Source organism: Vibrio sp. L3-7, assembly GCF_963898195.1.
GTDB classification, from domain to species: domain Bacteria; phylum Pseudomonadota; class Gammaproteobacteria; order Enterobacterales; family Vibrionaceae; genus Vibrio; species Vibrio echinoideorum.
The window spans coordinates 1-16382 of record NZ_CAWQUW010000023.1 but is presented as its reverse complement, the minus strand read 5'-3'; the positions used below and the strand labels follow the sequence as shown (position 1 = coordinate 16382).

10 protein-coding genes are annotated in these 16382 nt (G+C 42.2%); 5 read left to right on the top strand and 5 right to left on the bottom strand.

Going from position 1 to position 16382, the window contains the following annotated elements:
• Positions 1 to 197: 197 nt before the first annotated feature.
• Both AACW75_RS15090 and AACW75_RS15085 read left to right on the top strand, forming a co-directional pair.
• Positions 198 to 1223: an HD-GYP domain-containing protein gene (locus AACW75_RS15090; RefSeq protein WP_004731591.1), complete on the top strand. Its 1026-nt coding sequence runs from the start codon at positions 198 to 200 to the stop codon at positions 1221 to 1223.
• Entirely contained in the window at positions 1216 to 6159 is a 4944-nt protein-coding gene (locus AACW75_RS15085) for an ATP-binding protein (RefSeq protein ID WP_145569492.1), read from the top strand. The genes AACW75_RS15090 and AACW75_RS15085 overlap by 8 nt, the downstream gene beginning before the upstream one ends.
• Before the next feature lie 198 nt (positions 6160 to 6357).
• On the opposite strand, the gene AACW75_RS15080 is transcribed toward AACW75_RS15085, so the two are convergent.
• Positions 6358 to 7248, bottom strand: a complete 891-nt coding sequence (locus tag AACW75_RS15080; protein ID WP_145569518.1) for a LysR family transcriptional regulator — start codon at positions 7246 to 7248, stop codon at positions 6358 to 6360.
• Between the two features lie 251 nt (positions 7249 to 7499).
• Between AACW75_RS15080 and AACW75_RS15075 the strand changes: the two genes are divergently transcribed.
• Positions 7500 to 8675 carry an MFS transporter gene (locus tag AACW75_RS15075; RefSeq protein WP_145569493.1) on the top strand — a complete coding sequence of 392 codons (1176 nt, stop codon included), beginning with the start codon at positions 7500 to 7502 and terminating at the stop codon, positions 8673 to 8675.
• Positions 8676 to 8952: 277 nt separating this feature from the next.
• Here AACW75_RS15075 and AACW75_RS15070 read toward each other — a convergent pair whose 3' ends face one another.
• From AACW75_RS15070 to AACW75_RS15060, 3 genes are all read right to left on the bottom strand, one after another.
• Positions 8953 to 11709, bottom strand: coding sequence for an immune inhibitor A domain-containing protein (locus AACW75_RS15070; RefSeq protein WP_145569495.1), 2757 nt, complete (start codon positions 11707 to 11709; stop codon positions 8953 to 8955).
• A gap of 47 nt (positions 11710 to 11756) precedes the next feature.
• A complete protein-coding gene (locus AACW75_RS15065) occupies positions 11757 to 12083 on the bottom strand; it encodes a hypothetical protein (RefSeq protein WP_017074910.1) in 327 nt (108 codons plus the stop codon).
• 499 nt (positions 12084 to 12582) lie between these two features.
• Positions 12583 to 13548: a hypothetical protein gene (locus AACW75_RS15060; RefSeq protein WP_145569496.1), complete on the bottom strand. Its 966-nt coding sequence runs from the start codon at positions 13546 to 13548 to the stop codon at positions 12583 to 12585.
• A gap of 153 nt (positions 13549 to 13701) precedes the next feature.
• On the opposite strand from AACW75_RS15060, the gene AACW75_RS15055 reads away from it, so the two are divergent.
• Positions 13702 to 14166, top strand: a complete 465-nt coding sequence (locus tag AACW75_RS15055) for an Lrp/AsnC family transcriptional regulator (protein WP_145569498.1) — start codon at positions 13702 to 13704, stop codon at positions 14164 to 14166.
• Between the two features lie 167 nt (positions 14167 to 14333).
• Positions 14334 to 15896, top strand: a complete 1563-nt coding sequence (locus AACW75_RS15050) for a methyl-accepting chemotaxis protein (RefSeq protein ID WP_145569500.1) — start codon at positions 14334 to 14336, stop codon at positions 15894 to 15896.
• A gap of 130 nt (positions 15897 to 16026) precedes the next feature.
• Here the strand turns inward: AACW75_RS15050 and AACW75_RS15045 are convergent.
• Positions 16027 to 16382, bottom strand: a 356-nt coding sequence (locus tag AACW75_RS15045; protein WP_237297456.1) for an integrase core domain-containing protein, incomplete at its 5' end; no start/stop codon positions are given.

The following is a 16382-nucleotide window of genomic DNA, read 5'->3' as shown; positions in this document are numbered from 1 at the left end:
TCGATGGTTTTTATCTGGTTCACATTCAAAGGGTGGATGCCGAATTTTTGACTGGTCATACTTCGATAACCGTTAGTTTGATGTCACTCGAAGATCTACTCTTCATTTTTAACAATCATTTGTCATTTTCATGTTGAGAGGTACGAAAACCCATCTACACTATGTTTATAACTGTTTGATTTTTATACGAGGTGTCAATGAGTCGTAAACCTATAGTGTTAGTCGTGGATGACACCCCAAGTAACTTAGATGTGTTAACTGCAATCCTCAAAGATACCTATCAAGTTAAGGTCGCGATTAACGGTACTATCGGTATCAAAATAGCGAAGATGGTGCCGCAGCCAGACCTTATTCTCCTTGATATCATGATGCCTGACATCGATGGCTACGAAGTGTGCCGTCAATTAAAAGCCCAGCCAAATACTGCGCATATCCCCATTATATTCGTTACCGCAAAGATTGGTCCTGAAGCCGAAGTAAAAGGCTTGTCCTTAGGTGCTGTTGATTATTTAACGAAACCCATTACCCCAGAAATCGCACTTCAGCGTGTAAAAACCCATATTGCTCTTTATGACCAACAACGCGCGTTGTTTAGTCAGGTGAAAGAGAAAACCCAAGAGATCAATCTCGGCAAACTGGAAACGCTCAACATATTGGGTAGAGCGGCTGAATTTAAAGATAACGAGACGGGCATGCACGTTATGCGCATGAGCCATTATTGCGAGATATTAGCCAAAGCTTTGGGCATGACAGATGAAGATGCCGAGACCTTGCGTGATGCAGCACCAATGCATGATATTGGCAAGATTGGCATTCCTGACAGTGTGTTACTGAAGCCAGGTAAATTGGATGCCGATGAATGGACTACCATGCAGAAACACGTCGAGTTCGGTGTTGAAATCCTTGGTAGGCAGGGCGACTCCAAACTGATGCGTATGGCCATTCAAGTCGCGCAGTATCACCATGAAAAGTGGGATGGCAGTGGTTACCCAAACCAGATAGCCGGCGAAGATATTCCATTGGTTGGACGAATTGCGGCCGTTGCTGACGTATTTGATGCCCTGACAGCAGAGCGTCCTTATAAGAAGGCTTGGAGTGTCGATGAGGCACTGAGCTTGTTTGAAGAACAGAAAGGCAAGCATTTTGATCCGACTATCGTCGATATGTTTTTTCTAAAGTTACCTGAGATTCTAGCAATTAAAGAGAAATTTAGAGATGAGTGATTGTTGGGTTGTACTGATTAGTCGTTACGTTAAATCCCTATTTTTGCTCATTGCCTTGACGAGTTTTGTGACAAGCGTGAATGCAGAAACGGCACCCGATCAAGAAGCAAACCGATGGCAAGATACCAAACTTGAAGTGACATTCATTGCGCTGTCCAGCCATTATCCTTACTCATTTATCGGTGACGATGGAAAAGTTGATGGCATCATTCGTGACTGGGCTAATGATCTTGAAGAGCGATTTAAAGTCAAAGTTAATTTCATTAGCGTGGACTCTCACTCTGAAGCAAAGCAAGCCCTGTTAGACGGAAAGGGAAACGTATTTCCTTTTCAACAGTTTGATCCAAGTGCCGGAGGACGCTTCCTTCAAACCGACCCCTATATTTCATATCAAATTGCCGTCATTCTTCCTACCGAAGATCATCTCAATAATAAAATAGAGCAAGAGGCAAAAAGGCGAATTGCCATGGTGCGAGAAAGTATCGACTTGGAGCGTTCTGGTGTGCAGCTTAGCTCTATTGAGGCGGTTGAGTTTGATACTTCCATTGATGCTATTCGAGCTTTGGAAGATGGTTCAGTCGATGGGATGCTCGCCGAGCCCGTTACGACATTAAATCTTGCTCACAAGAGTGGTGTATACAGTTTAGCGGTCAATTACGTTCTCGACCGCTGGAAATACATAGAAGCTTCAATGGTTGTTCGAACTAAGGACACCGAATTGCTTGCTTTGTTAAACCAACAAATCGCAACGTTTGATATTGGGAAGAAAAACCGGATTCTATCGCATTGGTTAAAAGACTCGCCCTACCGGACTCCAGTTAAAGGGGTGTTTGGTTTTGGTAATCCACCATACATGTACCCGGATAGCACTTCTGTCGGTATCGAACACGACATTATGCAAAGGGCTCTAAACAATATAGGCTATCGACTGGGTGACGTTGTCACGTTACCTCGTAGTGCTGCGAAACAAGCCATCGATAACAATAGTTCGATATCGTTTGTCTCAGGGATACAGGCTGACGGCTCTTCAGTGCACTTTTTGAGTGACAAAGTCATGGATGTTGAGTTCGTGCCAGTTTCGTTAAAAAGACGTAACTTGAACCTCAAATCTGCCAAGAACCTATCTTTAGGTGCTTTGTTATTCGATGAAACATCACCAATAAAAAATTCTGTCGAACTACTTAAAGATAAGGTGAGCATCGATCGAATTGAAGATATTGATAGCTTAGAGTCTGCATTTTCTCAACTACGAGCACAAAATGTTGACTTGTTAATGGTCGAAAAACGGGTATTAAGATGGTTTGTTACAAATACTCGTTTCATTGAAATGCGTGAAATCGAACTACACGAAGATTTTAAAGTCGACTATCCAATTTATGTTGATTTTAGAACGCCCAAGTTAAGAGACAGTTTTAACGAAGCGATTAAATATTTAAAGCAAACTGATGATGAGTTTGAACAGATACTTGAAACCCAAGTTAAGAATGATCTTACTTCTGTACTTAGAAAAGCCGATATTATCGCTCAAATCTCCGCTTACTTTATTGTGAATGACCGTTTCGAAGAACTCCCTGAGATCTTTGATATATTCGATGCTGAGCACACCTTTAAGGTTATTTCTGCTCAAGCGGATAATAATAAAAGACCTATTGAATCTTGGTATTTAGGCGAAGTATTAGATTCTTCACTGAGTAAAAAGAATACGTCTGAATTATCATCTGTTACCAAAGGCGCTGGTTATAAAACGCAAACAGGAAGTATAAATGCGGGCTTCATGACATTTTATTTTGATGTCAATTCGGTTGGGAGTAATTATGTGTATTTCCCTTCGATTGACCAATTTGAATCGTTTGGTGAAGGAGCTCAGCGTTATATTTCTGATGTTTACCAATCGAACAGCCTGACTGGTGAACTTCTTAATCTAAGTCAGAAAGAGCGTCAATGGATCAAAGACCATCCCGAACTAAAGATAGGTATCGACCCAAACTCATTACCTTATGAAGCCTTGTCAAACAAGGATGAATATATAGGGATGATTGATGATTACCTTAAGTTAATTGAACAAAAAACCGGATTGCGCCTTAGTCATGTCGACGTTGAAAGTTGGCAAGAAACTCGTCGCCTCGTTGATCATCGACGAGTACATTTAGTGTCAGCTGCGGTTGAGAATCGCTCACTAGGCGAAAGTGTAAAACCAGCAAAAGCGCTATTTTCTAGCCGCCTTGCGATAGCTTCAAGACGTGATGTAAATAGTATTGTGCTTAAAGAGGCTCAAGGTTGGAAGCTTGGAATATTAGCCAGTGGTGCTAATACCGAAGCCATTGTTGAAAGTTACCCAAATATTGAATGGGATCTTGTCGAATCCACCAAAGAAGGGTTAGACCGAGTTGAATCTGGTGAGCTCGATGGATTTATTGATACTGTCGATGTGTTGAATTATTTGATCAATTCATTTGGTTATCGAGGTATCGGAATTATTGGTCGATTGGATTTCTTTTTGTCGCCGACCTTACACGTCATTAAATCAGAGCCGTTATTACTGTCTATTGTTAACAAAGCAATAGGAAGTATATCTGCAGAAGACCACCAAAAAATATCCGCTAAATGGGCGGCACCTAAAGCAATTGAAAAAGTTGATTACCAACTCGTTTATACCATCTCTGTATTTTCCGTGGTGATAGTGTTGTTGATTGTATTTTGGAATAGGAAATTATCTAAGCAAATCACTATTGCTAATAACGCTACCGAAGCACTTCGTAAAGCACAAAATCAGCTTTACAACATTTTGAACACGTCCCCGATAGCAGCGAGTGTTATTGTCGACGAACAAGTTCGTTATGCGAATGATACGGCGAAACGCCTTTTTGGAGTAGAACGAAGAGATCTCTCTTCTATTGATGTTGAAGTCGTTTATAACACTTTATCCGATCGTGATGATTTGTATAAAGAACTGAGTCTTAACGGTAAGGTTGTGAATAGGGAGTTAGTGCTTCGGAAATTTGATGGCAGTCGTTTTGTCGCCCTTGTTAGTTACTACCTACTCGAGCTTGATGGGGAAGTCGCAACTCTATTTTGGGCTTTTGATATTTCAGAAATGAAACGCCTAAATGAACAACTAGAAGAAGAGAAAAAGAGAGCAGATTTGGCGAGCCAGGCCAAATCTGAATTCTTAGCTAACATGAGCCATGAAATAAGAACGCCGATGAACGCGATTATTGGCTTATCTTATCTAGCGATTGGGGAAATATCTAACCCGGTTGCTCGAAATTATATTGAGAAAGTGCATCGTTCGGGTCATTCATTATTAACTATCATCAACGATATTCTTGATTTTTCAAAGATAGAAGCAGGGCAACTTGTTATTGATAGTATTCCATTTGATCCTGTAACGACATTCAAAGATGTGATTGAGTTGATGGAGTCGAAAGCAATCGAAAAGCAGCTGAATTTATCAATGTCGATTGCACCGGAACTTGAGACGCCAATGCTTGGTGACCCATTGAGGCTATTTCAGGTAATCCTGAACCTTATTGGTAATGCCATTAAATTTACAGAGCACGGGCAAGTAACCTTAGCTGTTGAACGGGTCAAATCTGACGAGAACAGTGTGAGCATGAAGATCATTGTTTCGGATACTGGGATAGGCATATCAGAAGAGAACCGACATAAACTATTTCAAGCGTTTAGCCAGGCAGACAGTACCACCACGCGTAGGTTTGGTGGCACAGGTTTAGGGCTTAATATCAGTCAAAAGCTTGTACAAGCCATGGGCAGTGAAATTTCAGTAGTGAGCATATTGGGACAGGGCAGTGAGTTCTCTTTCCCTTTGACGTTACCTCGGTCGAACACAGAGGAACTCGCGGACTTTAAGTCGCAAGAACTTAAACTGGATTACCATATTGAGTTTAAAGGGCAAAGGGTGTTGTTGGTTGAAGACAACGAGCTAAACCAAGATTTAGCTCTGGCATACTTTAGTCGTGCTAAATTGAATGCTGATCTAGCCGAAAATGGCGCAGAAGCTGTGGCGTTAGCTCAAACTAACGATTACGAAATGATTTTTATGGACCTTCAAATGCCGATTATGGATGGCTTCGAAGCGACACGAAAAATTAGAGAGTTTGATACGAAAGTTCCTATCATTGCGATGTCGGCCAATGTATTCGCTGATGCAAAACAGAGAGCAAGAGACGCAGGGGTAACGGATTTCTTAGATAAGCCGATAATCATTGATAAAGCGACCTCTTTGCTTATCAAGTACATCGTGCCAGAGGTTATGGTCGAAGGAAAAACGGCACCTTTAACGGAGCAAGTGGTGAGTCCAGCTGAGATCGATGGCAATCTCACCCTCGACAATCTTACCCTCGACAATATTGTCGCTTCTCCTGTGTTTTCGCAACAGCGTTTTGACCAACTCACTCAATCTGACATTGAACTACAAGATAAACTGCTTAGAAAGTTCGACAGTAGTGCACCAAAGATCATGGCTGAAGCCTTTGAGAGTTTGGATCAAGATGAATGGATCGTTCTAGAGCGGAATCTACATACCTTGAAAAGCATGGCCGCATCGATTGGCGGATTACGATTAACTGATTTACTTGGTGGTTTAGAAAGGAAAGCCCACGAGCACGAGTGTCATGAGTTCGATCTTCAAGGAGGTAAGCTTGGTTTAATTGAGCTCATTAAGGCGATTGAAGACCAATTAGATAAATCACATACAACAGAAATTGTCGATTCAAGTGCTTTGACGTCAACGGTGACAGAGGAACAAAGAGTGCAGTTACTCGCGCTACTCAAAGCCTATGATAACGAAGCGGCGCAATATACATCTGAGTTACTTGTTCTGTATCCAAACTCTATCGAACTTAAAGAGGTGCAACGTGCGTTGGAGGGCTATGACTTCGAGCGTGCAACTGACGTAATTCGAAGTTGTCAATAATCACATCATCGGTATTAATTCACATCAGCACTCAAAAACTTAAACCCTTTAACTATCGTAGTTAAAGGGTTTAATGTTTTTGAAGGTGCAATGTGTTTAAAGGGGCCAATGTGTTTAAAGGGACCAATGTATTTAAAGGTGCAATGTAATTAAAAGGGCGAATGTAGTTAAAGGGTCTAAACAAGCCAATAAGAAAACCTAATTGCTGACGTTTTGTTTGATTAGGTCAATGACAGTATCGTATCGGTGCGGCAGTTTTCGGTTCCTCTTCTGAACCAAATACAGCGTCTCTTCTACTTTTACCTTCGGTGGTACAACGTGCAGCTGATCTCTGCCTGGGAAGTGCTCAACGGCTCCGGCGGGCAAGACCGTAAAGCCTAATCCTTTTGATACTGGCAGCAATATCTGGTGAAGCTGATTGATATAACCAGACTTTGGTATTTCGTTGATGTTGATGTTCGCCAAATCTTTGTCTCCGCATAAGTCGAAATACAAAGACAGATAGTGGGCAGAATCTGGATGCGCAATCAATCCAATGTCATGCAGCACTTCTGGCGTTATCTCTAAATCAGCATGACTTTGATGGACGATTAAACACAACGCTTCGTTACCGATGGCTTGGCTCTGGTAATAACTGTCGTTTGGAGAATGCCTCACTATGCCGATATCGGTTGTGCCTTCAAGTAAGTCATTCAATATTTTTTTGTTTGGGGCCGCTTCTAGGTTAATGCTTAATTCACGGTGTTGGTGCTGCAATTCAAGAAGCTTTGGATAAAGACGCAGAGATAAAGACCCAGAGCACGAAAGGTTACATTGCCCTGAATAAGGGTTATCAAAACTCAGAGATTCAAAAAGATCTTCTTGGTCTTTTTCCAGTTTAAGAGCATAGCGATACATAATGCGACCTTGCTCGGTTAGTTCGAAGCTCTTATTTTCTCTAGACAAAAGGTCACAATCGCAAGCTTGCTCAAGCTTTTTGATATGTTGACTTACTCCAGGTTGCGTCATGTACAACTTTTCTGCTGTTTGGGTGAAATGACCCACTTCAACCAAAGTCTTAAACGTATTGAGCCAAAGCGGATTAATCATACTCATTTCCAAATTCCCAAGATTATAAATAACAAAAAGTATAAATAACGAAAAATTATTATTCTATGAAGTAATGATAATTTCAACTCTAAAAGACGATTCCATTGAAATCGCGGTTACCTAATGCAAATCGAACGCGACGCGATTAATACCCCGATACGAGCGTTAGTTGATTTATCGAGTAACAAAGTGTTGCGACTTTGTTGAATATTTGGTCTATTGACCCACTATGCTCATATTTAGGAACGAAGATGAATAGAAATGTTTGGCTGCTCTCACTGTGTCAGGCCTTACTGATGACGGGTAACATATTGTTGATCTCGGTGATTGGTTTGATAGGCAAACAGATCGCGCCAAGTGCCAGTATGATTACTTTGCCAGTTGCGCTGCAGTTTTTAGGTTTGATGGCAGCCACCATTCCTGCGTCTTTAATTTCAGGTAAGCTAGGTCGAAAGAGAGGATTTAGCATTGGTAATGTGGTGGGTATTTCCGGTGCTAGCCTTGCAACTTACGCATTGTCTCAACAACATTTCTATCTGTTTTGTTTTGCCACGTTTTTACTTGGGATAGGTATCGGATTTGGTACGCTTTATCGCTTTGCTGCTATCGAAGTGTGTGACGAAAATGCTCGTCATCGAGCAATTTCTATCTCAATGGCTGGTGGCGTTTTAGCTGCAGTACTGGGCCCAAATTTGGCGATTATGTCCCAGCAGTGGTCAGAAGATGGTTTGTACATTGGAGCGTTCGCTTCGTTAATTGGCTTAAATATCCTCGCTCTGATTATCTTACAAACGATTCAGTTTCCTAAAGTTTCTTTTAATAGTCAGGCTCCAAAAGCCGATCCCTTAAGTGTGATAGTGAAAGCACCCAACTTTATTGTCGCTGTGTTTGCTGCCATGGTTGCTTACGCAGTAATGAATATCCTGATGACAGCAACACCTTTAGCGATGATCGGCTGTGGTTTTGATTTCACCAAGGCTGCCGGCGTAATTGAGTGGCATGTGTTAGGTATGTTTTTACCAGCGTTCTTTACGGGTTCCCTCATCGAGAAGTTCGGCTCAAGAATGATGATATTGGCGGGTGGTATGTTATTTGTGGTGAGCATTGCTATCAATATCCATGGCGTATCGATTTGGCACTTTAGGGCCGCTTTGGTTGTGCTTGGTGTAGGGTGGAACTTTATGTTTATTGCGGCCACGGGTTTGTTTAGTCAGTCTTACCAATCACAGAATAAAGCCAAAGCTCAAGCATTCAATGAGTTCATTGTCTTCGGTTGTGTCACCTTTACGGCATTGCTTTCTGGTTGGCTAGAATCGACCGCAGGGTGGCAGAACCTCAATATCTACGTATTACCCTTCGTGTTAGCTGTTATTATCTTGTTCGCGTTCAGCGCCCGTAAATCACGCCTTCAAAAACAACCTGTGTGATGGCTTGTTGAGCTCCTGAATTGTTGATTCAAGGAACTCCATTTATCCTTTAGTTCAAACCGAGTTACAATTTGGTCGTCCTCAAATTCTCATAAATAAAAAGCCCTACCATTTCGGTAGGGCTTTGCTTATGGCTTAAATAATAACGTTTTCTTAAAACTGTTGTCGTGGCTTATCTCCTGTGACAACAGTACTTAAGCTTGTTGTAAGTACGCGTGGTGGAACTTGCGTAGTTATTTCTTATGTCTATGCTTTTAGACCTAAGACTGAAGATGACTTACAGGTCAACCTTGATGATTTTTGTTGTAACCCCGCCTTGGTCATCAATTATTTTTAGTGTCACCTCGTGCTTACCATATGAAGGGAAGATAGAAGTGTATGTGCGACCTCGTTTCACCTTGCCGTTTGGAAGTGTCCACTCGGTATCAACAATACGACCATCGCTGTCTGAACTCGTTGACCACATGGTTACCCAACGACCCAAATGAATGTACTTCGCACTCGCTTCTGGAAGGGCGTTTGGAGATTCAACGTTCACAACAGCACTAAATGAATCGGTTGCGCCTTTGTCGTCCACAACGGTCAAGCTTACTGTGTACTCACCAGCTTGCTCGTAAGACCAAGTTGGTGCCACTTCATTACTTGTTGTACCGTTGTCAAAGTCCCATAGGTAACTGGTGATCTCACCGTCTTGATCAGAACTGAAGTTACTTGCGGAAACGTTCAGGCCTGTAACATTGATCTCAAAGTTCGCAGTCGGGGCAACATTGTGTTGGCTTACTTTAGATAAGCGCACCACACCATATTCGTTGTTTTCACTTTGGTTGAGGATTTCAACTTCAAGACCAAACTCTGTTAACTTACGCCCTGAATCCGGTGCTTGAGGTGATGTGTAGTCTTCTGCATCTGAGAAGTTGGCCGTTCCAACTAAGTTGATATCTTCTAGTACGTCGTTATCCCCGTTGACGAGACGCATTGGCGCTTGATCACTGAGTGAGAATGCAGCGTCACGCACTTGGAATCGAGTTTGAGCGACTTCTCCGGAATTCGCCCACACCATGGCATTTTGGTCAGCATCCACAACACCTAACCAACCTTCGCCAGGGTGCTTACCTACCCAGTTGTCGGTGAGGGATTCATCTACGTACCAAATAATGAGACCCGGTTCGAATGAAATGATCTGGCCCATGCGTTTGATGTTCGCAAGACCTTCATCAACATCCGTATGGCTGCGCCATTGCAGCAAATAGTAGTGTTGTGCTTGGTGGAAACCATTACTCAGCTTGTAGCCATTTAGGGCAAAGGTAGAGTTGCTTTCACCATCGTCTATTTCGGTAACTTCACCATCAACAACCACAACGAGGTTATCCAAATAGAAGCCTTCCATCGCTAAGCCACCATCGGTGATGTACTCAAATGACAGTTCTACTTCTTGGCCTACCCATTGTGAAACGTCAAACTCAGCGTCAATCCACCCGCCAGATTCGCCGCCAATAGCAGGGACGAGACCGGTATTGTATGGGTCGTCCATTGAGGTGATGTTGCCAGCTATTGCTTGTCCATTCACAAGCACGCGAGCGAAGTCGTAGTCTTTTTCAATCTCATACCAAGTTTTGAACGAAAGCAGAGCAGAATCACCAATTGGAATCACCAACTTGCGAGTCATGCTGTTTTTCAGATCATCGCCTTTTTGAGAGTGGAACGAGTACTCGCCAGCAAAGGGTTTTAAACCTTCGATCTGCTTCTCCGGAAGATCCACTTTAATCATGTTCGGACGATTGTTGTCTGTCGTTTGGAACAGCGTATAAACTTGCGGGTTGTCTTCTAGGTCGTCAATCGAGATTTGGTCATCGTTAACCCAGCGACCGCCAATCGATTTTTGTAGGAAGTGTTTTGCCCAAGAGCTGAATGCCGTTGGTTGTGTACCACCAATTTGGCCAGCCCAACTGCCCGAAGACATGATTGACCAGTAAGAAACCGGTTCGCCCTTGCCTGTGTATTGAGTATCGTACTCATCAGGTAAGCCTAAATCGTGGCCGTATTCGTGAGCACAAACCCCGGCTGCAGCATCAATCGGCTGAATTGTGTAATCAAATGCTGCGTATTGGCCACCAAAGCGGTCAGGAAGAGAGCTAGAGGTACCTTCAAGCACATGAGTGCGACCAAGGTTGAATCGGTGAGACCAGATAGCATCAGGGCCTAATACGCCACCACCGGCTTCTTCGCCAACAGATGCGTGGAACACCATTAGGTGATCAATCACACCATCGGGTTCGCGGAAGTTTCCGTCACCGTCGTAATCGTAACGATCTTCGATATCGTAATCGGCTAGGTTGATACTAGGATCTTGAGCCAGTTGATTCAACGCTTCACGAACCAATTCTTGTGCGTTGAGGTCATTGTCGGTAGTCGGGGAGTTGCCACCGTAAAATGACGCAGGTTTAGAGGCGCGATACCAACCCGCAGCTTGGCCAGCAACACTGTAACTGTCACCCGATTCACTTTGGTAATACTGACGCATCGAGATTAAGTTTTCGCCGTTTGGCCCAGTGTAGCCAGAGTTTGAAAACAGCAACTCTTGATAATGTTCTGGGTTGTAGCTCTCGTAGAGCATTTGTGTGTGCTCTTCGGTTAGTCTGTTGTCATCCCAGTTCAAATCAGGGAAATCGACCAATAGAGCGAGTACTTTATCGGTACGCTTGGTGCCGACTTCCAAAGCAAAGACGCTCGCTTTTTTAACTCCAGACCCTTTTTCGATGGCTTTCAGTATTTTCGCTCGTTGTTCTAGCGCTTTTTTACCGAATTGAGCATCGCCTTTAAAACCGGAATTGATCTTATTTTTCAAGTAACGGTCAAGAGCATCGTGTTTTGCAACGTCGGTTGCATCTTGATCAACTAAGCCTTGTCTTACTAGCATTTCAATTAGCTTGTCTTCATTTACCACACCTAAATCAATCGGTGTTTTGGCATAACTACTGACGCTAAATAGAGTAAGCATTGCTGAGGCCAGCAATGTTTTTCTCATCATTTTCATTATATTTCCTTTTTATATTTCCATGTCGATATCAATATCAACTTGCCTTATTCGGAACGGTTATCCGATTTTGGTTTAATACACTCTTTTGGTGTTTTATTTGCCTGATGCTTGTTTGTTATCTTGTCTGTATTTGATAGCTCGCTTGTATCTTTTATCTCTTTTCCGTTTTTTGAATCAAACGGAGTACTCTTCACTTTTTTCGCGTTGAGATAGATACGTAAAGCTTCTTGATTGTCCTCGTAGGTTAAGCTGGGACAAATAACGCCTCGTTCAATCAATGACTTCAGCAACAGTTCATCATTCTCGATAGTGGAAGCCTGTGACAGTGAGGAAAAAAATAGAACCATTAAAGTCATTGTTTTGTAAGACATCGTTATAAGAATCATCCGTTTTGGTTATGTAACAAAATATATTTATAAAATTAACCAATCAAATGGTTAATTTTCACAAACAATTATTCGTTCCGGTTTCAACATTAAGAGTTAATATCAAATAAGGATGGTTATTTATTTTATTGTCAGCTATTTAATGGGTTTTGTTGAATGAATAGCTGATAGTTTGGATTTTTAATAACATTGGTTGGTAAGTGTTTATTATCTTGAGACCGCTTTATACAGGGTGTGGGGTGATAAATAATAAGATACGTGTTTTATTATCTGTGTTTAAAAATTGCATTTAATAATTGAGTGTTTAGTAAATACACATACTGAAATTATTTTCACTCTAAATATCAATAATTGGGGTGTTGAGAATAATTTTCAGTGTTTCAAGGGCGTGAAATTTAACAATAGCGGAGGTGATAGGAGCACCAAGTCGTAAAAAAGAGCCCGTACTTGAGCTCTTTTCCTTTTATTCTTGTTGGCGATTTACTTATGACTGAGAGACATCACGATAAAAATAACGTTCACAAGTACGTGGATTCATGCGCTTAATGACGTTTGATATTAAGGCGATAACCAGCACTGAGAATACTAACCTTCCCCAAAATATGGTGTAAAAATCAGCCCCAATTAACATGATCAAAAGTGTATCTTCAATCAAACTGTGGAGTAGATTGAGCAGCATGATTGCTGTGAATACATCCCTCGCCGAGATATGTCCCTTTTTAGCTTCATTGATCAATAAGCCGCCGCCAAACGAAAGACCAAGCGTGATTCCAATAATGGTTAGGTTAGTCGCGTCTCTGCTTATGCCCAATAGCCTCAGGAAGGGTTTCAACAATATCGCCATGAGCTTTTCGACGCCTAGAAGCTTTAATATCTTGAGTAAAAATAACAGCACTGAAATCACCATAAAGATAACTGCGAAGCTCTTGAGTTGTTCGATAGCCCAACCAAGGTAGCTAGAGTCCGCTGATACTTCTGGTTGCCAAAGTACCGTGGCAGGATAGTTGAGTAAATCCCCGTATTGATAGCTGAGGTTCAGTAACCAGGCCAAGATTAAACTTCCACCAACTCTTACTGAAAGTGTGGCTAGCCAACTTACTCCTGCTTTCTTTGCTATTGCGCCTTCAATTGGCAATGAGTGGGCGAGCAACATCATGCTACCCAACACAGAAGCTTGAGCAACAGTGAGAGGGACATCTGAATTGATCAGGATGATTAGCCCCGCATAGATGTTGGTGAGTATGGTTGTTGCCCAGACCAATCCCATTTCTTTCGGTAAACCCACGGTTTCCATGACAGGGCTTAACCATTCACTGAGAATGACGATGCCTCCAAGTTCTTCGATGACCTTGATTACTAAGATAATAGGAATCATGATTCGGAAAAGAGTTGAGGTTACATCGATAATCTCTTTAAGGAGTTCTTTAAAAAATTGATAGGCTAATTTCATTGTGACGACCATATTTTTATTGTGTTGTTTAGAGATATCTTACTCAGATTGTTGTGATTTTAATTTCAAAGTAGTGCGTAAAAGTTATCTACAATTTTTTATTTAGCTTAATATTGAAAATTATAAGTCGCTTAATCAAGGTTTTGAGAAATTATGGAAATTGACCGTATAGATAGAAGCATCTTGGTTGAACTGCAAGAGAACAACCGAATCCCAAACCTGGAGCTCGCGGAACGGGTTGGGTTATCGCCTCCCGCTTGCTTAAAGCGAGTCAAAAGGTTGAGAGCCGAAGGTGTAATTGTAGGTGATGTTTCTATCATCAACCCTGAACTGATGGGCAACACGATGACGTTAGTCGTATCCGTAGAAATGGAGCGTGACCGTGGAGACATCTACCAGATTTTCCGTCGATCTATTTCTAAGGCGTCAGAGGTCACGCAGTGCTATCAGATATCGGGCAGTTTTGACTTTATGTTGATCGTCACTGTAAAAGACATTAAAGCCTATGAAGATTTTGTTGAGCGTGTACTGCGCAAAGACTTAAATATTCGTAAGTTTCACACTTCTGTCTCTATGAGAACGGTGAAATTCAGTACAGCCGTCAATTTAGATGAGTGATCTTGCTTGTTAAATTTTGAGGGTGAGTTCGAACTCTGTGAAGTATCTAGCTTAAATTTGTATAAATAGCAGGCATTTACACAAAATGTGATGTTCACATTTTGTCATAACTTTAATAATTGTATATATTCCTCGGCTAAAATAATAATTAACAAAAGTTAGTATAAATGACTGTCAGTTCATCTTCTCAATCACGTGAAACGCTTATAAGCGAAAACGAACAACTTGTCTCAACTACCGATCTTAAAGGTGTGATTACTTACAGTAATGATGCTTTTTGTCGCATCGCAGAATACAGCCAACAAGAGTTGCTTGGACAACACCACAATGTTGTCAGGCATGCTGATATGCCTAAAGCCGCTTTTGCCGATATGTGGGTCAGCCTGAAGCAAGGTAAAGCGTGGCGCGGTATCGTAAAAAACAAAACTAAATCTGGTGGATATTACTGGGTCGATGCGTACGTCACTCCAATCTATGAGAGCGGCAAGGTGAGTGGTTATCAGTCGGTTCGTGTTAAGCCTAAGAACGAATGGGTTAAAATCGCCGACAAAGCATATCAAGGCTTATTGAAAGCCGAGAAGTCAGGTCGCCAATGGTCGTTGCAGGTCAGTGATAGCGTTCGTTATGCCGTGTTATTGGGTTCTCTCGCAGCTCCTCTAGTCTCAAATCTAGTGGAAGTAGGGCAGGCATCACAATGGCTGTTAAGCCTGCTTCCGGTATCTGCGTTAGCATTGCTTTTCCGACAAGAACTGATTGAGACACCGTTACAGTTGAAGAAGCTTCAATCGAAGTTTGATAGTGTCAGCCGACTTGTTTACTCAGGCAATAGTAAGTTCTCAATCGCTGATTTCCATTTGAAGTTGCTGTCTGCTCGAATTCGTACGGTGTTAGGTCGTATGACCGACTCTGCAAAGCCACTCCAAGACTTAGCCGATAACCTGAATACCACGTCATTTGAAGTCTCAGAAGCCTTAGATCAACAAACAAAAGACATTCTTCAAGTGCGTGAGGCAACTGAAGAGGTTGAAGCAACCGCGAGTGAGGTCTTTTCTCGTACAGAAGAAGCACACCAGATTGTTGATGTGACTTTGCAAACTTGTGCTGGCGCTAAAGAGAGCATTAATCAAACCCATCGAAATTTAGAAAGCTTAGCTTCTCAGGCCGAAAAGGCGACTCAAACGACTTACCAATTGAGCGACCAAGCGCAAAGCGTCAGCAAGATAATGGAAGAGATTGGTGGAATCGCCGAACAAACCAACTTGCTAGCGTTGAATGCAGCGATAGAAGCGGCGAGAGCGGGTGAACAAGGTCGTGGTTTTGCTGTGGTTGCCGACGAAGTACGTGCGTTATCGGGTCGCACGTCAAAGGCTACGGTTCAGATCAAAGAGAGTATCGACACCATGTTAGCGACGATTGAAGGTTGGCAAAAGGATATCCTGGCCAATCGAGAGCAAACCGACGCGTGTGGTGATGTGGCGAAGGTGAGTGCAGAGCGCTTGTCTGAAGTCGAAACTTTAATGCAATCAATGAACGAGCTGATGCAGTCTGTCGAAAGTTCCGCGCATAAACAGCGTCAGCTATCGAGTGATGTAAACCTGCACATGCAGTCTATCGCGTCTACTGCCGAGCAAAACTTAGTGGCAACGCATTCCGTGAAAAACCACTCTACTGAGCTAAAAGAACAAGTGAATGAGTTCTATCAATTGGCGAAGCGTTTCGAAGAGAAATAGCCGTTAAATTTAAGCCGAGTGAGAAATAAGAGAAAGCCTTGCGAAATTAGCAGGGCTTTTTTATGAGCCCCAAATGACAAATGACAAATGACAAATGACTGTCTCGTCCTAAAATACGTTGACAGTATTTCTAATAAGTCAACAGCGTCAGCTGTTGGCTTTTTTCATGCACCTCATTTGGAGTTTTCATTCTGAGACTAAGGTGCGGCCTCATGTTGTTATAGGTACTTATAGACTCTTTTACTAGTTGTTTAAGCTCTCCGAGGTTTTTACACTTATCAAGTAAGAACTCTTGTTTTAGTATTCCATTTACTCTCTCTGCTAATGCATTTTGATAGCAGTCATAACCGTCTGTCATGGAGGGGCTTATGCCGCTACTTTTCAACTTATCTTGATAAACACCTGAGCAATACTGGAGACCACGATCAGAGTGATGGATACACGAACGATGATATTGACGTCCCTTAATAGCCATATCTAGCGCTT

Bases quoted from the DNA above. Each gene is read 5' to 3' on its own strand.
- AACW75_RS15060 (WP_145569496.1), bottom strand. From the start codon at position 13,548: ATGAAATTAGCCTATCAATTTTTTAAAGAACTCCTTAAAGAGATTATC.
- AACW75_RS15085 (WP_145569492.1), top strand. From the start codon at position 1,216: ATGAGTGATTGTTGGGTTGTACTGATTAGTCGTTACGTTAAATCCCTA.
- AACW75_RS15080 (WP_145569518.1), bottom strand. From the start codon at position 7,248: ATGATTAATCCGCTTTGGCTCAATACGTTTAAGACTTTGGTTGAAGTG.
- AACW75_RS15090 (WP_004731591.1), top strand. From the start codon at position 198: ATGAGTCGTAAACCTATAGTGTTAGTCGTGGATGACACCCCAAGTAAC.
- AACW75_RS15055 (WP_145569498.1), top strand. From the start codon at position 13,702: ATGGAAATTGACCGTATAGATAGAAGCATCTTGGTTGAACTGCAAGAG.
- AACW75_RS15075 (WP_145569493.1), top strand. From the start codon at position 7,500: ATGAATAGAAATGTTTGGCTGCTCTCACTGTGTCAGGCCTTACTGATG.
- AACW75_RS15050 (WP_145569500.1), top strand. From the start codon at position 14,334: ATGACTGTCAGTTCATCTTCTCAATCACGTGAAACGCTTATAAGCGAA.
- AACW75_RS15065 (WP_017074910.1), bottom strand. From the start codon at position 12,083: ATGTCTTACAAAACAATGACTTTAATGGTTCTATTTTTTTCCTCACTG.
- AACW75_RS15070 (WP_145569495.1), bottom strand. From the start codon at position 11,709: ATGAAAATGATGAGAAAAACATTGCTGGCCTCAGCAATGCTTACTCTA.